Origin of the sequence: Flavobacterium caseinilyticum (genome assembly GCF_004349085.1) — a bacterium.
In the GTDB taxonomy this organism is placed as follows: Bacteria; Bacteroidota; Bacteroidia; order Flavobacteriales; family Flavobacteriaceae; genus Flavobacterium; species Flavobacterium caseinilyticum.
Genome location: NZ_SMFM01000005.1, coordinates 113,220 through 131,601 on the forward strand (window position 1 = coordinate 113,220; position 18,382 = coordinate 131,601).

General features: G+C 33.3%; 20 protein-coding genes. 11 read left to right on the forward strand and 9 right to left on the reverse strand.

All coding sequences use genetic code 11. From position 1 onward, the window contains the following. Positions 1-62: 62 nt before the first annotated feature. The gene (locus E0F89_RS11525; protein WP_131909925.1) at positions 63-1,007 is read left to right on the forward strand and encodes a hypothetical protein; all 945 of its coding nucleotides are present in this window, start codon (positions 63-65) and stop codon (positions 1,005-1,007) included. Positions 1,008-1,146: 139 nt separating this feature from the next. Here the strand turns inward: E0F89_RS11525 and E0F89_RS11530 are convergent, their stop codons facing one another. Beyond that, entirely contained in the window at positions 1,147-1,698 is a 552-nt protein-coding gene (locus E0F89_RS11530) for a Smr/MutS family protein (protein ID WP_131909926.1), read from the reverse strand. Next, complete coding sequence (locus E0F89_RS11535) at positions 1,691-1,873, reverse strand: hypothetical protein (protein WP_131909927.1); 183 nt, start codon at positions 1,871-1,873, stop codon at positions 1,691-1,693. Before E0F89_RS11535 ends, E0F89_RS11530 begins: the two co-directional genes overlap by 8 nt. Before the next feature lie 119 nt (positions 1,874-1,992). Between E0F89_RS11535 and E0F89_RS11540 the strand changes: the two genes are divergently transcribed. Then, positions 1,993-2,253 (forward strand): DUF2752 domain-containing protein, encoded by a 261-nt coding sequence (locus E0F89_RS11540; RefSeq protein ID WP_243699516.1) that lies wholly within the window; start codon positions 1,993-1,995, stop codon positions 2,251-2,253. Positions 2,254-2,283: 30 nt separating this feature from the next. Here the strand turns inward: E0F89_RS11540 and E0F89_RS11545 are convergent, their stop codons facing one another. Then, positions 2,284-2,982, reverse strand: a complete 699-nt coding sequence (locus E0F89_RS11545; protein WP_131909929.1) for a DUF1003 domain-containing protein — start codon at positions 2,980-2,982, stop codon at positions 2,284-2,286. A 375-nt stretch (positions 2,983-3,357) separates the two neighbouring features. Between E0F89_RS11545 and cysM the strand changes: the two genes are divergently transcribed. After that, entirely contained in the window at positions 3,358-4,245 is an 888-nt protein-coding gene (gene cysM / locus E0F89_RS11550; protein ID WP_131909930.1) for a cysteine synthase CysM, read from the forward strand. Positions 4,246-4,317: 72 nt separating this feature from the next. Here the strand turns inward: cysM and E0F89_RS11555 are convergent, their stop codons facing one another. Next, positions 4,318-4,728 carry an OsmC family peroxiredoxin gene (locus E0F89_RS11555; protein WP_131909931.1) on the reverse strand — a complete coding sequence of 137 codons (411 nt, stop codon included), beginning with the start codon at positions 4,726-4,728 and terminating at the stop codon, positions 4,318-4,320. 250 nt (positions 4,729-4,978) lie between these two features. On the opposite strand from E0F89_RS11555, the gene E0F89_RS11560 reads away from it, so the two are divergent. Continuing rightward, positions 4,979-5,623 (forward strand): SGNH/GDSL hydrolase family protein, encoded by a 645-nt coding sequence (locus tag E0F89_RS11560; protein WP_131909932.1) that lies wholly within the window; start codon positions 4,979-4,981, stop codon positions 5,621-5,623. A 509-nt stretch (positions 5,624-6,132) separates the two neighbouring features. Here the strand turns inward: E0F89_RS11560 and E0F89_RS11565 are convergent. After that, complete coding sequence (locus E0F89_RS11565) at positions 6,133-6,360, reverse strand: hypothetical protein (RefSeq protein ID WP_131909933.1); 228 nt, start codon at positions 6,358-6,360, stop codon at positions 6,133-6,135. A gap of 566 nt (positions 6,361-6,926) precedes the next feature. Between E0F89_RS11565 and rlmD the strand changes: the two genes are divergently transcribed. The 3 genes from rlmD (at position 6,927) to E0F89_RS11580 (ending at position 9,726) form a co-directional block, all read left to right on the forward strand. Then, on the forward strand, positions 6,927-8,342 hold the full coding sequence (gene rlmD, locus E0F89_RS11570; RefSeq protein WP_131909934.1) for a 23S rRNA (uracil(1939)-C(5))-methyltransferase RlmD: 1,416 nt from the start codon (positions 6,927-6,929) through the stop codon (positions 8,340-8,342). Between the two features lie 81 nt (positions 8,343-8,423). Further along, positions 8,424-8,945: a DUF6452 family protein gene (locus E0F89_RS11575; protein ID WP_131909935.1), complete on the forward strand. Its 522-nt coding sequence runs from the start codon at positions 8,424-8,426 to the stop codon at positions 8,943-8,945. Continuing rightward, positions 8,917-9,726, forward strand: coding sequence for a DUF6048 family protein (locus tag E0F89_RS11580; protein ID WP_131909936.1), 810 nt, complete (start codon positions 8,917-8,919; stop codon positions 9,724-9,726). The genes E0F89_RS11575 and E0F89_RS11580 overlap by 29 nt, the downstream gene beginning before the upstream one ends. A 236-nt stretch (positions 9,727-9,962) precedes the next feature. Here E0F89_RS11580 and E0F89_RS11585 read toward each other — a convergent pair whose 3' ends face one another. Both E0F89_RS11585 and E0F89_RS11590 read right to left on the reverse strand, forming a co-directional pair. Continuing rightward, positions 9,963-10,199 carry a hypothetical protein gene (locus E0F89_RS11585; RefSeq protein ID WP_131909937.1) on the reverse strand — a complete coding sequence of 79 codons (237 nt, stop codon included), beginning with the start codon at positions 10,197-10,199 and terminating at the stop codon, positions 9,963-9,965. Between the two features lie 45 nt (positions 10,200-10,244). Further along, the gene (locus E0F89_RS11590; RefSeq protein WP_131909938.1) at positions 10,245-11,450 is read right to left on the reverse strand and encodes a THUMP domain-containing class I SAM-dependent RNA methyltransferase; all 1,206 of its coding nucleotides are present in this window, start codon (positions 11,448-11,450) and stop codon (positions 10,245-10,247) included. A 95-nt stretch (positions 11,451-11,545) separates the two neighbouring features. Between E0F89_RS11590 and E0F89_RS11595 the strand changes: the two genes are divergently transcribed. Together E0F89_RS11595 and E0F89_RS11600 are read left to right on the forward strand one after the other, a co-directional pair. After that, entirely contained in the window at positions 11,546-12,310 is a 765-nt protein-coding gene (locus tag E0F89_RS11595) for a class I SAM-dependent methyltransferase (protein ID WP_131909939.1), read from the forward strand. A 107-nt stretch (positions 12,311-12,417) separates the two neighbouring features. After that, positions 12,418-13,086 (forward strand): ZIP family metal transporter, encoded by a 669-nt coding sequence (locus E0F89_RS11600; RefSeq protein WP_131909940.1) that lies wholly within the window; start codon positions 12,418-12,420, stop codon positions 13,084-13,086. Positions 13,087-13,143: 57 nt separating this feature from the next. Here the strand turns inward: E0F89_RS11600 and E0F89_RS11605 are convergent, their stop codons facing one another. Beyond that, positions 13,144-15,534 (reverse strand): outer membrane beta-barrel family protein, encoded by a 2,391-nt coding sequence (locus tag E0F89_RS11605; protein WP_131909941.1) that lies wholly within the window; start codon positions 15,532-15,534, stop codon positions 13,144-13,146. Positions 15,535-15,690: 156 nt separating this feature from the next. Continuing rightward, positions 15,691-16,833: a helix-turn-helix domain-containing protein gene (locus tag E0F89_RS11610; RefSeq protein ID WP_131909942.1), complete on the reverse strand. Its 1,143-nt coding sequence runs from the start codon at positions 16,831-16,833 to the stop codon at positions 15,691-15,693. A gap of 213 nt (positions 16,834-17,046) precedes the next feature. On the opposite strand from E0F89_RS11610, the gene murQ reads away from it, so the two are divergent. Next, a complete protein-coding gene (gene murQ, locus E0F89_RS11615; protein ID WP_131909943.1) occupies positions 17,047-17,859 on the forward strand; it encodes an N-acetylmuramic acid 6-phosphate etherase in 813 nt (270 codons plus the stop codon). 49 nt (positions 17,860-17,908) lie between these two features. Beyond that, positions 17,909-18,379, forward strand: coding sequence for a hypothetical protein (locus tag E0F89_RS11620; protein WP_131909944.1), 471 nt, complete (start codon positions 17,909-17,911; stop codon positions 18,377-18,379). Positions 18,380-18,382: the final 3 nt, after the last annotated feature.

Genomic DNA, 18,382 nt, shown 5'->3' on the forward strand with positions numbered 1-18,382 from the left:
TTTAAAAGGGAATGCAATTGAAACAGATTAAAAATTCTATTTTTGTTTCAAATAGTATAAAGATGAAAAAAGTTGTAAGCCTGTTGGTTTTTGCATTTATGTTAAACAGTTGCAATGATGGAGATTTAATTCAAGAAGATATTGATTTTGAAGATGTTGCCGCGCAGAGTTGTCAGACAAAAGGTTTGCTCTTTAAATTAAAAGCTAATGAAGCGCTTATTCTTGAAATTCCTGGTGTTACTTTCCCAACACAAACCACCTCTCAAGAATTAGACATTAATGAATCAAATCGTGTCCTATATCGTTTTTACAGCGGAGCGGTAACTTCTGCAACACTTTGTGAGAGTATTCCGCCGGCACAACCTATTGTTACCGATCAATGGACCGGGAGTAATGGAAAAATCCAAATTAACACTACCGCCGTAAAAACAGTAAATACAACTGATAACAGTACTAAAATAACGGGATACAGTCATAATATAACTTTCAAAAACATCACTTTTGTTAGAAGTAACGGAACTCAAGTTTACGAAACATTCCCTTTCGGAAACTATGTTATTTCGGCTACGCCGCTACCGTTTGCGTTTAACAAAACGCTAAAACAATGCAGTGTTTCTAAACAAATATATGACAAGAACAGTAGTGAAGCATTAATTCTCGATATAGATCCAACTTTGATTTCTAATGTAGCTACGCCGCTGAATGTTCCAAGAACCGGATTAGTCAGCAATACTAAAAACAAGCTTACTTATCGCTTATTTTCAGGATTACTAACCGATAACTACTTTTGTAACGCTACTTATCCAGCAACACCCGTGGTAAGCGAAGAATGGATTGCGGTTGCCGGAGTAGGTAATGAAAGTGGAATTGTGGAAGTAACAACCACAAGTTTTGGAACTGGTTTTAAACATACCATTGTTCTTAAAAAAGTAAAAATCAAGAAAGGAAATAGTGATTTTCTTCTGGGCGATAATTACCTTTATGGCGAATTATTGACTACTAATTAATCTCTAAAAAGATGCCGAAACAGTGATCAAAAATATCTTGTTTATGCCTAAAAAAAGGTCCGATTTTAAAGTACATTTTCAAATGAAAATTGCTTAAAAATCGGACCTTTTTTTGCTCTCTTAAAAAACAAAATAGTACCTACATGGCACTTTGCTTAATAAAAACTTCTGTTGCTCCTTGACCGTATTTTTGATAATTCCCTTCCTGAAAAGCAATATTATCATAACGACCCAATAAAAAATCAAGCTCTGCTTTTAGAACCCCTTCACCAACACCGTGAATAAAAACAATCTTTGGGATCCGATTGCGGATAGCAAATTCGATGTGTCGTTTTGCCGTTTCAGTCTGCAAAGTCAAAATATCGTAATTCGACATTCCACGTTTGTTTGGCACAAGTTTTTCAATATGTAAATCGAACTCTGGAGCCGGAATTTCATTTTTTGATTTCTTCTCTTTAACAAAATTTCGCGTTTTAGGAATCTCTTTCTCTTTAGTAACTTCACTTACATTGATTCTTTTAATGGACTCCATTAAATTACTGGAATCGTTTACTTTAAGTAATTCTTTGACATAAAATGTCATCATAAATCCATCCTCTGTTTCTATAGTAACCTGAGTATCTTTGACCGATAATACTACTCCGTTCATCGCCTCGTCCAGCACTGAAACTTTATCTCCTTTATTAAACATTTTCGTCTTCTTTATCTTGATTCTTACTTGGCGTTTTGGCACTCAACTGCATCATTCCTATCATGAAAACTACAATTGCAATTACCATTATATATACATTTTTCTCAGCACTTACCTGCTGATATAAAGCAACAGTGATGGCAATAATCATTATCGGAATTATAAAATTTTTCATCTCTTTAGGTATCAGATTCCAAAAGTAAGGAATTTAAACTTGCTCTATTTATTATTGAAAAGTTTTCTTATTTTTTCGTAAAATTGTAAAAATAAAAAACTTTGGATTTACAGAAATATATGTTTCCGTGTTTAAGCAAAACACTCTTCGGAGTGGAGTGTTTGGGCTGTGGTTTTCAGAGAGGATTTGTACTGCTTTTACAAGGTGATTTATCCGGATCTTTCAAGATGTATCCAGCCATTTTTACGACACTTTTATTCTTGGGAATTTTGCTTTTAAATTTAATCGACAGCGATAGGAACTACAAAAAAATTATCATTGGCTCAGCCATATTAAATGGAGCTTTTATGATCGCCGGTTATTTTTTTAAACACTATTGATTCCTTTTTTTCTTTTAAAAACAAATTATACTATTTGATTCGAGTCAAAATATCATTCATCATTTCGATTTGAACTTTTTGGATTTCTATCAATTCTTCCTGTTGATGCATGATCAAATGATCCAGTTTTTCATGTAGCATCCTAATTTCAAGTTCTGATTTCAGATTGATCATGTAATCCTTTTTAGACCTTTCCCTGTCTTTCTCCTCCTGACGATTTTGGCTCATCATAATTACCGGAGCTTGGAGCGCGGCAAGACATGATAGAATTAAATTCAATAAAATAAAGGGATAGGGATCAAAACCTTTATTCATCAGAATAAAAATATTCGCTAAAATCCAACATATAATAAAAGCTCCGAAAATAATAATGAATTTCCAGCTTCCGCCAAAAGCTGCAACTTTATCCGCTACTTTTTGCCCAGCTGTACGAACCCCTGTTTCATCCTCGACACTAGTTACTAACGACTTATCTTCCTGCAAGGAACCGAGAACTTTAGCTTCAAGATTGGACAACTCCCCTATTTCTACTAATAAATAATTTGAAATGTATTTTTCCCGATACGCATTGAGTTCGCTTATCGCCAAGAATTTATCGGCATCAAAATCAGGATAATCATCTTGTATAAGCGCCAATATTGGGTTACGTATGTTTTTAGCAGGTACTTTATCTACAATTGGGAATTCCTTCTTGGAAATATCACTTATAAAAGTTGGATTGCTTTTCATAGGTTGTAATTTATTGGCTAATTTAAAAAAACACATTCACCAAAACTAATAAATAACCAAAGGGTATTGAATAATAGCAGTTTAATTAATTTTATGTGTTGCAAAAAAAATCAATAGGTATAAGATTAGAGAATGCACTCTCTTTTTTTTAAAATATATATTATCCTCTTCGTGCTGGAAAGTTATAATCCAAAATAGTTCAATATCTTTGCAATTCTTTTTAAATACCATAAAAATAGCATTGAACCACAAATAAATTTGGTAGTGCTGTTGTTGTTTTTAAAGATAAACTTTTGCACGTAAAATTTAGTAAATCTAATGTATTACAATATAATCTACATTGATTACACAACAAAAATATAAGACAAAAAAAGTATGAAATCACAAAAAATATTGGATTTGATTGGAAATACACCTTTAGTAGAATCCGGTAATCTGATAAAAAATAGAAATGTCAAACTTTTATTGAAGTTAGAAGGCAACAATCCTGGCGGTAGCCTAAAAGATCGTGCAGCGTACAACATGATTAAATCTGCGCTGGAACGAGGAGACATCAAAAAAGGAGATAAACTTATTGAGGCAACCAGCGGAAACACCGGAATAGCTTTGGCGATGATTGCCCAATTGTTCAACATTGAAATAGAATTGGTGCTTCCTGAAGATTCTACTAAAGAACGCACCCAAACAATGCGTGCATACGGCGCAACCGTAATATTGACACCCGCGGCAACAGGAATAATAGGTTCCAGAGATTATGCTGATAAAAAAGTGGCCGAGGGCGGTTACATCATGTTAAATCAGTTTGCCAATGACGATAACTGGAAGGCACATTATAAATCCACCGGTCCAGAAATTTGGAAAGATACCGAAGGTTCCGTCACACATTTTGTAGCTGCTATGGGAACTACAGGAACAATTATAGGAACTTCAACGTATTTGAAAGAGATGAATCCAGCCATTCAAATCATAGGAGCACAACCCAGCGATGGATCTCAAATTCCAGGAATCAGAAAATGGCCTACGGAATACTTGCCCAAAATTTTTGATGCTTCAAAAGTCGATACTATTATTGAAGTTTCTGAAAAAGAAGCACGCGCCATGACCAAACGTTTGGCGCTGGAGGAAGGTATTTTTGCGGGAATGAGCAGTGGCGGTTCTGTTGCAGCGGCTATCAAAATTGCAAATACTTTAGAATCTGGTGTGATTGTCGCTATCATTTGTGACCGTGGCGATCGGTATTTATCTTCCGATTTGTTTGACTAATCCAATATTTATTTAACATATAAAAAGGCTCGATTTAAATTAAATCGAGCCTTTTTATATGCTAATTGTAATTTATGCTAAAGTAGCTGTACTTGAAATCGCTGCATTCAATACTTTAGAAACCGGGCAATTCTTCTCAGCCTTTGTAACTAATTGCTGAAAAGCATCCTCTGTAATTTCTTTTACTTTTGCTTGAACCGTTAAATGAGATGTTACAATTGTTCCATCCACAAAATCGATGTCGCATTTTGTTTCGATACTTTCAACTTCAAAACCTTCTTCATTTATGTAAGCCGAAAGTTGCATTGTAAAACAGCCTGCATGAGCAGCTGCAATTAATTCTTCCGGATTTGTTCCAACTCCTTCTTCAAAACGTGATTTGAACGAATATTGTGTATCCTTTAATGTGGTAGTTTGCGTGGTAAGTTTCCCGGCTCCTTCTTTTAGTGAACCATTCCAGACTGCGGTTGCATTTCTTTTCATATTTTTTAATTTTCTGTTTTCTCAAATTTAGTTATTTAATCAAAAAAAACTTTCAGAAACTGATTTTTTTAACGAAAATTTAAAAAATATTTGAAAAGCATTTTAAATCCTCTTACATTTTTTAGGTAGGTTTCCAATGTGGAATACTTTAGGTTTGTGGGACTTAAAAATTAATAATTTAAAACTAAAGGAAATTTTTAAAATTGAAAAAGTCAAGTTAATCTATTGCGCGTTATTTGAACCAAATTTTATGAAAGGAAGAGGAAATACAGAAGACTGGCCAAATTTAAATCGATACCATAATGAAAACGCAGCTCTAAAACCCGCTGCACAAAAAGAAAAAAGGATTGTTTTTATGGGTGATTCCATCACCGAGTTTTGGAGCACCGTTCATCCAGAGTTTTTCATTGGACAATCATATGTTAATCGAGGCATTAGCGGACAAACTACACCGCAGATGCTCTTGCGATTCAGAGCCGATGTAATCGCGTTACGTCCCAATATTGTTATAATTCATGCTGGAGTCAACGATATTGCTGGAAATACAGGTACGATGACCACTGAAATGATTCGAGATAATATATTTTCAATGATTGAACTCGCCAATTCACACGATATCAAAGTAATTCTTGGTTCAGTACTGCCAGCTTACGACTTTCCTTGGAGACCCAATCAGGATCCAATTGAAAAAATAACAGCTTTAAACGAAATCCTTAAAAATTACGCTAAAAAAAATGACATCGTGTATCTCGATTATTATTCGGCAATGGCTGATGAACGGAAAGGTCTAAAATCTGAATTTTCTAATGATGGCGTGCATCCCAACAAAGCGGGATATCAAGTAATGATGCCATTAGCCGAAAAAGCAATTGCTATGACTTTATTGAAGAAATAAATGTAAATATGCCCCTTTTCTTTTGAACATCGGCATGACTTATAAAAAACCATATTACTGCAACTTTTAAAATAGTATTGCGTATTATTTTTTATGTTTAAAAGATTATGTTTACACCTAAATAGCATGTTATAATCTTTTAAAAAAATAGTAAATTTTCAAAATTCTTAAATAATGAAAAATAAATGGATTTTGATAACAATAAATTTTATTTTAATATTTGTGTTAAGTAGCATATATAAAACTTACCTTAATAAAGGATTTATAATAAATTTTATATTCATATTAGTATCTGTTACTTTATTATGGGAATTAGTTTACTTAATTAAAAAACTATTAAGTAGAAATTAATTTTTTTTAGAAAATAGTATCTAGCGCAAAGCCCGAAAGTAGGGAGTTTTTTTGATAGTTTAAAATATCATGCAATAAAAAACCGGTATAAATTAACCCTATCGAAGGTCAGTTTACACCGGTTTTACTATTGATACTAATAATTAAGTACCTGTATATTAGTTGCTATTTCTACCTCTTAAAAGAGCTACTATAATTATTATAAAAACTGCAGCACCTACGACTAAAAGCCATGGTTCTGCGTACCAATCACTTCCTCCGTCATTCAAATTCAAATTTACATCTACTTCTTTGTCTTGCGCCCATGCAAAAGTTTGAAAAAAGAAAAGTGCACCTATTGCTAAAGACTTTTTTAAATTTGTGTTGATGTTTTGCAATTGTTTCATGTTAAATAGTTTTAATTAGTGATATTAATTATGTTAATTGTTTCGTAAAAACAAATATATTAATATTATCTTAATGAAAAGTTATTAAATTAAACAAAAAGATTACATAATTCACATTTTTATCTACTGTAGTGCAATCAATAATTTCTGCAGTTAGCTGTTTGTACTTTCCACATAAATCGTTGCAGACTCTATCATCGGAATAGATAGTAAGCCAATAATATTTAATAGAAAAAAAGTTAAATATTATATTTTTAATTTCCAAAACACTATTCTGAAATTTTTAAAATTGTACTTTTTTTCCTTTTAAAAATAGTTAATACAATGAACAGGAATTATACTTTAATAATTTGACAATTAACAAGTGGCTTACCCGTTAGTACTCTTTTTTTACTTTTAAAAATATATTTTAATTGAAATTAAATGGTTAATTACGGGGAAAGCTGTTTTGTCGCCATTAAGATTTGTAGCGCAAAGCAGGAATCAGTTCAAATAAAAAACACATCACAGTGAAAATATTTCCTAATTTGAATTTATAAAACCATTCAAACGCTTATTTTTGCGCTATGGCAAAGAAAAATACAGACAAAGTTGTCTTTCATCAAATAAAAGTCCTTGATGCTGGTGCAAAAGGCGTTTCGGTAGCAAAAGCTCCGGATGGTAAAGTAGTTTTTATCCCAAATGTTGTTCCCGGTGATGTGGTTGATGTGCAAACATTCAAGAAACGCAAAGCGTATTATGAAGGAAAAGCAATTCATTTTCACGAATATTCAGAGCATCGTGTAGAACCGATTTGCGAACATTTTGGTGTTTGTGGCGGTTGTAAATGGCAGAATATGAAGTACAGCCAACAGTTGTATTACAAGCAAAACGAGGTAAAAAATCATTTGCAACGCATTGGAAAAATAGAAATCCCCGAATTTGAACCGATTTTAGGTTCGGAAAAACAGTTTTTTTATAGAAACAAAATGGAATTTTCGTTTTCGAACAGCCGTTGGTTGACTGAAGCGGAAATTGACAGCACCGAAGATTTAGGAAACAGAAACGCGCTTGGTTTTCACATCCCGAAAATGTGGGATAAAATTCTGGATATTAACAAATGTCATTTGCAGGAGGATCCATCGAATGCCATTAGAAACGAAGTGAGAGATTTTGCTAATGCAAATGGACTGACTTTCTTTAATCCAAGAGCGCATGAAGGCTTATTGAGAACTTTGATGTTGCGTACGGCTTCGACTGGTGAAATCATGGTTTTGATTCAGTTTTTTGAAAATGACAAAGCCAACAGAGAATTAATCCTAAATCACCTTTACGAGAAATTTCCGCAAATTACTTCGCTCCAATACGTAGTGAACAATAAAGCCAACGATACTTTATACGATACTGATATTAAATTATACAAAGGTCGTGATTACATTTTGGAAGAAATGGAAGGTTTAAAATTCAGCATTAATGCAAAATCTTTTTACCAAACCAATTCGGATCAAGCGTATGAATTGTACAAAATAACACGCGATTTTGCTGGATTAACAGGAAATGAAATTGTTTATGATTTATATACTGGAACTGGGACGATTGCGCAATTTGTTTCTAAAAAAGCAAAAAAAGTAATTGGTGTAGAAAGTGTTCCTGATGCGATTAAAGACGCCAAAGCTAATGCGGTACGCAATGAAATTACCAATTGTGAGTTCTTTGTAGGAGATATGAAAGTGGTATTTAATGATGATTTTATCGCTCAACACGGTCATCCTGATGTGATTATTACAGATCCACCACGAGACGGAATGCACAAAGATGTAATCGAACAAATTATGAAAATTGCTCCCGAAAAAGTGGTTTATGTAAGTTGTAATTCAGCGACACAGGCGCGTGATTTAGCTTTAATGGACGATAAATACAAAGTAACACGTGTGCGTCCCGTAGATATGTTTCCGCAAACGCATCACGTGGAAAATGTTGTACTTTTGGAAAGAAGAAAATAGTAGTCGGTGTGCTGTTTTTAGTATTCAGCGCGTATAGTACTGAATACTAAAAACTGAACACTGAACACTGAATATTATTATATGAAAAAGACATTTTTATTGTTATTGTTTTTTGCTTTCACTTTCTCCGGTTGTGAAAAAGATGATATTTGCGATGCAAATACTCCCACAACGCCGCGATTAGTAATCGAGTTTTATGATTTCGACAATCCTTCCGTTTTGAAAAGCGTTACAAATTTAAAAGTAGTTGGCGCAGGAATGACCGATGGAATTCTTTTTAATGGGAGTATGATAGCCAACGGAAGCAAAATTTCAACTCCATTAAAAACAAATGAAAATAGTACCAGTTATAGTTTGACGCTGAATTCAGGAAATCCTAATCCAGCTTTAGTTAATGAAGATATCATCAAATTTGATTATCTAACAAAAGAACTCTTTGTATCCAGAGCGTGCGGGTACAAAACTGTTTTTTCATTAGATCCTATCAACCCTTATATACATTCCGATGGTGCTGCTGTAGACCAAAAATGGATAAAATTTATATCGGTTGAAAATAGTAACATCGAAAACGAAAATGAAACACACATTAAGATCTTTTTTTAGCATTTGTCTCCTATTGTCTCTTGCTTTTGTACAGGCTCAGGAGACGACTCCTGTAAAAAGTATTAAACAACCCACCAAAACAGAGGACAAGACACCTGAAGCACCTTTGCCTTTAGTTGATTTGAGTCCGGTAAAAACAAACAACGATTCGATTTCCTCAACGACGGAGCGCTACGGCGTGCGTGTAGGAGTAGATTTATACAAACTGACACGTGCTCTTTATGACAAGGATTATAAAGGAATTGAGTTTGTGGGAGATTATCGATTGACTAAAAAATACTATCTCGCTGCAGAAATAGGCAACGAAAACAAAACCACCGCTGATGATCGCGTTAATTTTACGACAAAAGGTTCTTATTTAAAAGCTGGTTTTGATTATAATGCCTACGAAAACTGGCTGGATATGGAAAACATTATATCTATAGGAATGCGTTACGGTTTCAGTACTTTTAATCAGGAATTAAACAATTACAAGATTTATAATTCCAATCCATATTTTGGAGAAGTGCCCGTAATTGTTTCCGGTGAAAAATTCAGTGGATTAAATGCCAGCTGGGTTGAAGTAGTTGCCGGACTCAAAGTCGAAGTACTTGATAATATCTTCGTGGGATTTGGTCTGCAGCTAAAGCTATTAGTGACCAACAAGCAGCCGGAGAATTTCTCCAACTTATATATTCCAGGATTTAACAGGACTTACGATGGCGATTTTGGAGTAGGTTTCAATTATACGGTGACTTATTTTGTTCCTATTTATAAGAAGAAAATTGCTCCTAAAAAGTAGAGAAAAAATTACCACCAATTCGCTAATTTTTATTTAGGAAAAATCAGCAAATTAGCAGTCCATATTTTAAATCGTAATTCGTACTTTATAAAATATCCTACTTATTTAATTCCTTTTATAAAAATCCATTTCAAAAAAAGCAGACAAAAAATAACCGCCAATTTGCTAATTTTTATTTTTGGTAAAAATTAGCAAATTAGCGGTCAGTATTTAACTCGTAATTCGTAATTGATAAACTATCCTATTTCTTTAATTCCTTTCATGAAAATCCATTTCATGAATAATTTCTCTCCATCTTTGGTTTTTATTGCATGAAATTTTGGGGATAAAAGTGTTCCGATCACAAATGCGGTTAACGGAATCCAAAATCCGGTTAAATTAGTGTACTGTTCTACAAGATACCTTGCGGAAATAAATAATATTGCAAAACATCCCAGTTGATATATAAATGCTCGTATTTGTAATTTGGTCATAATAAATTATGAATTGTGAGTTATGAATTATGAATTTTTACCTGATTACCCTTGATTATCTTCTGATGTCTTATCCGTAGTCTCTGAATCCTGAACAACCTGAAACTTTGTTCTTTTACTTCCTTCGTACATTTCGTATTTTACCAAACGAGCTTCTAAGCCAGCATTAAAAAGTTTGATTTTTCTCGAAGGTTTAAGTCCAACATATTTCAATGCTTCCAAGTTTGCTGTAATCATCCAGGCATTTGTACCCGGATAATTTTTCTTTAACGTATCACCAATATTTTTATAGAATTCTTCCATGTGAATATCCAAACGCTCATCATAAGGCGGGTTGAAAACAATATGCAGTTTCCCTTCTGAAGTTTTTTCAGTATCAAAAAAGTTCTTTTCTTCGATAGAAATATACTCTTCAAGGTTGGCGTTTTTGATATTGTCTTTGGCTTTTTGAACCGCACTTGGTGCTTTATCATAGCCTTTTATCGTGTAATGAAACTCACGAACGCGTTTCAATAAACTGTCTGAAATATTATCAAACAACTCATTGTCCCAATCGTTCCATTTTTCGAATGCAAATTCTTTACGGTTAATATTCGCTGGAATATTACAGGCAATCATCGCTGCTTCGGCTAAGAATGTTCCAGAACCACACATTGGATCCAAGAAATCCGTTTGTCCGTCCCAACCGGAAAGCAATAAAATTCCCGCTGCCAAAACCTCATTTATAGGAGCAATATTCGTAGCAGTCCTGTACCCACGTTGGTTCAATGCATTTCCTGAAGTATCTAATGCAACTGAAACCTGGTCTTTATCGATATGGATGTTGATTCTTAAATCAGGATGTACTTTATCAATACTTGGTCGTTGTCCGGTTCTTTCTCTAAACTGATCGACAATCGCATCTTTACATTTTTGGGAAACAAATTCCGAGTGATTAAAATATTCCGAATGCACCGTTGTATCAATCACAAAAGTCTGATTGGCATTCAGTAATTTAGACCAGTTCATGCTCGAAATTCCTTTGTATAAAGCCTGTTCGTTATTTGCCTTAAAAAAATAAATAGGTTTCAGGATTTTCAATGCTGTACGCAAAGATAGGTTTGCCTTGTACATGAAGCCTTTATCTCCTTTAAAACTTACCATTCTTACCCCTTGCTCCACGTTTTGTGCGCCAAGGTTTTGCAGTTCTTTTGCTAGTATTTCTTCAAAACCAAAAAAGGTTTTGGCAATCATTTTATAATTATTTTCCATTTGCCCACTCTAACCCCTAAAGGGAGAATTGTTATCGTTATATTCGGCAAAAATACACTAAATTTGCATCAATCGAATTAATTGAAAAAGAATAAATGTCTGCAGCACAAAATCCACCAATTGAAAATCAACCGGAATCAACTGAAAAGTGGTACACTTCCTGGTTTGACACTCCGTATTATCACATCCTATACAAAGACAGAAACTACAGAGAAGCTCAGGTTTTCATGGATAATCTTACCCATTATTTAAATCTTCCTGAAAACGCAACAGTACTGGATTTAGCCTGTGGTAAAGGCCGTCATTCTATTTATTTGAACCAATTAGGTTTTACGGTTCTAGGAGCAGATTTATCCGAAAACAGCATTTCTGAAGCTACTAAAAATACCAATGAAACCCTTCATTTTAAAGTACACGATATGCGTGAACCTTTTGAAGAAAAATTCGATGCTATTTTCAATTTATTTACCAGCTTTGGTTATTTCGAAAATGACGAAGACAACTTGACAACATTAAAAGCCATCAAAGAAAGCCTTTCAGAGTATGGTTTTGCCGTGATTGACTTCATGAATGTTCCCCAAGTACTCGAAACGCTGATTCCGGAAGAGACAAAAACGGTCGAAGGAATCAATTTTAATATCAAACGCTATCTGAAAGACGGTCATATTTACAAAGAAATTGACTTTGAAGACAAAGGTCAAAAATTTCATTTCACCGAAAAAGTAAAAGCGCTTACTTTAAAAGATTTTGAGGAATTAATGGAAGAAGCCGGAATTTATCTACTGGATATTTTTGGCGACTACAAATTAAAAAAATTCCATAAAACAGAAAGTGAACGACTAATCATGATTTTTAAATAATTGTTGGGTTAGTCGGTTAATCGTTTAAAGGGTTAATCGAAAAAACAAATAAACCGTCAAGCAGATTAACGGTTGAACGAATAAAAATAAACGGTTAAGCAAGAAACATGAATTACCTTTTACCATTACTATCCGTAATCATCGGATATATTGTCGCATTGATTATACGACCAAAGAACAAAATCAACCTAAAATTGCTATTGGCTTTCAGTGGTTCTTTTTTACTTTCTTTAACGGTAATGCATTTATTACCTGAAATTTATGAAAATGCAAACCCAAACATTGGACTATTCATCATGCTGGGGATATTATTCCAAATCATATTGGAATTTTTTTCAAAAGGAGCTGAACACGGGCATGTTCACGGGCATCCCACAATGACCCAAATACCGTGGTTGCTATTCATCAGTTTATGTATTCATGCATTCTTGGAAGGATTTCCAGTGAGTCATCACCATGATTTAGCAATCGGAATTGCTATCCATCATTTACCCATTGCCATAATCCTGACCACCTTTTTTATCAATGCCGGTCTGAACAAAAAAGCCATTTTTATTTTCATGATTACCTTTGCAGTCATGACACCGCTTGGTACCATTTTATCTGATTATTTGCCAGTATTAAACGTGTATTATACTGAAATCACCGCCATTGTAATAGGAATATTATTTCATATTTCATCCACCATTATTTTCGAAAGCAGCGAAGGACACAAGTTCAATATTGCCAAAGTTTCGATGATAGTGATAGGAATTGCGTTGGCATATTTTATATAAATTTATAAAGCTAAGAAACAGAAATAAAGAGATTTCTGTTTCTTAACTTTCAATTTTCTAATTACCTCCTGTTCTTTTATTCTCCTCCTTATTTCCAAAATCACGCTGCTGTACATTGATCTTTTTGTTTCCAAAATTATAAACCACAGATAAACGTACAAATCGATTACTTTCTTTCTGGTCATATACCTGTTTTACACCGTTTATAACTGAAGTAAAATCTTTTAAATAAGATGTATTAAAAATATCATTTACCAAAAATGCAATCTGCAAGGTTTTATTAAACAAATCCTGTGTGAAACCAATGTCAAAACTCGAGGTATATCCTACTTCATATAAACCGGATTTAAAAGGCGTTGTGTACATAAAATCGATTTGCAATTTTGTTGTTTTACCTAATAAAAAAGTATTATTTGTCGACAAATCAATTTGTAAACTGTTTGATGGTGTGGCATTGATATCTTTAATAAATTCTGTTTTTGCTCCCAAAAGGTACAATGAATTTTCACTAGACCACCAATCTGCAAAACTTGCTGAGTAACTTTCCCCTATTCCATAATTTAAGTTTTTAAAATAATTCTCACGGGTTATAATCTGTGTATTGGTTTCCGGGTTTGAAGTAAACAAAACGCCATAACCGTTTGTAATTGCATTGACAAAAACACTTGTTCTCAAAATTTCTTTATAAGAATGTGCCAATTCAAAATTATCACTAAATGAAGGTCTTAAAAACGGATTTCCTTCGGAATAACTATTGCTGTTGATGTAAATTCTGAACGGATTCAATAAGTCAAAACGTGGTCTGTTGATTCTTTTTCCATAATTCAAACTAAAAGTATTGTTTTCGTTTTTCTTATAAGAAGCATAAAACGTTGGGAATAATTTCAAATAATTATTTTCTGTTTCCTGATTTAAATTTTCAGAAAATCCATTTGTTTGAGTGTTCTCCAATCTTAATCCCATTTGGAAATTCCATTTTTCATTGAGTTTTTTATCCGCATTTACATAAACTGCCTGATTGTTTTCAGTGTATATAAATCGGTTGGATTGGTTAGAATCTAATTCCGGAGTTCCTGTAATTGTATTAAAATAAAGTACATCACTTACACTATTTGTAAAACTCATTTTTGCGCCATAAGACAAATTCATCGCTTGAAGCGGATGTTCCATATCTGCCTTAAAACTCCAATTGTCAATATCCTGATTCGAAATGTTTCTTCCCGACTGATTTATATCAACAAATATCATATCTGGCGTAAAATTATTAGCGACAAAATTTCTATCGAATTTTGAACTGTAATTAAAATAATCCACATCAACAGATAACTTCCTTTTTAAGGAATCTAGTTTGGTAATCAAATGTGCATTATACGTTTGATTTTTTGATCCTTTATCAGTGAAGCTATTGTTCAGTGTAACATTATCCAATTCATTTTGAGTATTGTAATCCTCAATTCTAATGTCCGATTTAAAATCAGGGTTATTTCTATCGTTTAAATATTGAAATCCAATAGTAGTGTGTTCTGAAAGATCATAATCTAAAGCCAATTTACCGGAAAGATTTTCAGTTTTTACCTTTGTCACACTTTTCATATGGGAAAGTCCATCAGGAAAATACATTTTTAAATCATCTGTAGCATTCAAATAACCTATTTTCGCATTAATGCTCGCAGAAAATCTAAACTTGTTTTTATTGTAAAAAAAGTTATCTCTTAAAGTATAAACACTATATTTATTTTGATCATAAGAAACTGTAGTCGTGTTTTTCCAGGAATCACGAACTCCTTTTTTCATAATAATATTAATCAATCCACCAGTTCCTTCGGCATCATATTTTGCCGGCGGATTGCTGATAATTTCAATATTTTTAATATCACCAGCCGAAATTGATTTCAGAAAATTATTCAGTTCCTCACCTACTAATTCAATCATTCGTCCCTCTATCATAACGCGGGAAGTTCCTTTCCCTAATATATTAATTGTATTATTCTGAACGACAACTCCGGGAGCCGTATTAATGGCGCTTAAAGCATCTCCGCCAACGGTTGTAACATTGTTTTCAAGATTGTAAACCAAACGATCCGTTCTCTGTTCGATTGTTTTCTTTTTAAATTGAACGATAACCTCCTTTAAATTGGTTGCGCTTTCTTTTAAAATGATTGTTCCTAAATCAGTATCATTTTCTATTGTAAACTCTTTTTCATAATCTGTAAATTTTAATAGGGTGATTCCAATTTTATAAGATCCTTTTTTAAGATTGATTTCAAAACTTCCATTTTGTTTAGAGGTTGAACCGTCTATAATTTTTCCTTCTGAATTGGATATGGAAACATCTGCCCATTCTAATGGAATTGTTTCGCTTGCTATTTTTCCTTTTAATTTAAATGATGCTTGTGCTAAACAAAATAAAGGCAATAATAAAAAGATAAGGAGATTTGCTTTTTTCATGATTTCTAATTTTAAAACTTGTTTAGATTAATTTGAAGCAAAGTTGCCTTAGAAATTTTCAGAATTCGACCGACAAAAAAAAGTCGAACCAATTTCTATTCAGAAAATCAGTTCGACTATATCAGGTATGAAGTACGACTTTTTACAAGCCACTTATTATAAGGCGTTTCTGTAAGCTGTCGGCGTCAAATTAGTGTGTTTTTTAAAAGAGGTATTAAAAGAAGATTTGGAGTTAAAACCAACTTCGTATAAAATTTCCAGAACGGTAAGCTGACTTCTAGACTGATCTTTCAAAATACCCATCGCTTTTTGAATACGATATTCATTGACAAAATCAAAAAAGTGCTGATCCATATGATGATTAATCAAAACCGATAAATCCCGAACCGGAATATCAATTTGATTGGCAAGCTCCTGAATGGTAAGCGATGGATCAAGAAAAGGCTCTTTCTCAGCCATATATTTTTTTAATGTCGAAATTTGACTGGAAATAGCATCATCTTGAACATCTTTAGATTCAGTTTTTTCTTCTACTGCAGGCAAAATATCTTTTGCCAATTGTAATTTAGAATTAACGCCTCTAAAAAGTTCCGGATGATTCAATGCTTTCATTACTAACCAACAGGTAATAAATAAAGCTACACTTCCTACAACTACATTTAACCAAAGAAACATTTGTCTGTATTCGGTATACCGTAAGAGGTTTTTTAATGCAACCAAACAGTGCGCGATTAGAAAAACAGTAGTCATCTGAAAAAGATACTTGTATGTCGAAGTACTTGGATTGGTATAGTTCTCCAGATAAATTTCTCTGTATTTCTTCAAAATTAAAAATGCGCCAATAATATAAAACACATATTGAAATTCAATTAAAATCTGGATTAAGTATATTTCAGGCATATGATCAAGATCTCCGGATAAGAGTTTCATATCTGCATCACTGGCTAAATAAAGTCTTGGAAGAAAAACTAAATTAACTAGTACAATAGGTAGTAAATGCACTAAATGCTTCCACTTTAATTTAAAATCAGAATAACAAACTGATAATACATAAAGATAAAATAAGGGCATTGCCAGCAAACAGATTGTCCATCTAAAAATCAACAAATCAAGATAATCCTGAATATAATCGGTAACAAAAAAACCACTAAGATCAATAGCCGAAACAATAAAAAACCAGGCAAATAAACGGTTGGCCAATTTATTTTCAGTTTTAACAGTCAGTAAAAAAAATGCCATCAATAAAGACACAAAAACTGAAATCCGTGCAATCCCTTGCAATAAGATTATTCTATCCATTTATTTTTTAATATTTAACAAATATAATATTTTAGTTCATCTAACAAAGATTCAATACCCTTTCTCCACATGAGAAATTAAAAACTGAAAAAAGTAAATCAATACATGTCAAATTTAAAGAAAATAGACAGTGAAAAACCTGAAACTAAAAATAGAAAATTTCGAGATTGTGATAAAAAAGGTTAATTTTGGACTTGTCCAATTATACGAAAAATGACCTTCACAAAAACTACCGAACAATCCTCAAAATACGAACATTTAGAAAAAATGTCGGTTCAAGAATTGTTATCTAATATCAATCAAGAAGACAAAACCGTACCGCTTGCCGTAGAAAAAGCGTTGCCGCAAATAGAAACTTTAGTGACTGAAATCGTTGCCAAAATGAAACTCGGCGGACGATTATTCTACATTGGCGCAGGAACATCAGGACGTATTGGAATACTTGATGCTTCGGAATGTCCACCAACATTTGGTGTACCTTTCGATTTAGTAATCGGGATTATTGCAGGTGGCGACACCGCAATTCGTAAAGCAGTAGAAAATGCCGAAGACAACGCAACACAAGCCTGGATAGACTTGAAAGCTTTTGATGTAAATGAAAATGATGTTGTTATAGGAATAGCAGCTTCAGGAACAACACCTTATGTTATTGGAGGATTACAATCTTGTAACGAAAATAATATTAGCACAGGAAGTATTTCTTGTAATGCAGGAAGTCCGCTTTCGCAAACGGCAAAATTCCCTATTGAAGTAGTTGTAGGACCTGAATTTGTAACGGGAAGTTCCCGCATGAAAGCCGGAACAGCACAGAAACTGGTACTCAACATGATCTCAACCGCAACCATGATTCAACTGGGAAAAGTGAAAGGCAACAAAATGGTAGACATGCAACTCAGCAACAGCAAACTCGTGGATCGAGGCGTGAAAATGATTATGAGTGAAATTCCAGTTACCTATGAACAAGCTTCTGATTTATTAAAAGAACATGGGAGTGTGAGAAAAGCAATTGATAATTACATTTTTTAGTAAATCGCTTTATTAATTTTACAAAAAAACATTCAGATAAAACAATTATATGAAATCAAAAACTTTACTCGTTGTATTTTTATTATTTTCTGCAGTATCATTTTCGCAACAATTAACTTTGAAATCAGGCGGGAAAATATATGATTCCAACAACCAAAAACTTTCAAACGCCGCTGTAAAAGAAATACTGGCTGCACAGCCCGAACTTCTAGCACAATATAATCAGGGGAGAACGAAAGCTGCAGCTGGAGGATTCCTTCTGGGATTTGGAGTAGGACTTTTAGGAGCTGATTTGGTAACAGGCATCACACAAGATAAAATATACCCTACCGCAATAACTTACATTGGACTGGCCTCTACAATTATAGCTATTCCGGTTCTAATTGGCCATTCAAAAAAAATAAAGAAGGCAATTGACGGATACAATGAATCATTATTGATCAATAAAACCGGTTTTAATGTCGAAAAAATTAATGTTATTACCAATCAAAACGGAATTGGTATGCGAATCTCTTTTTAAATA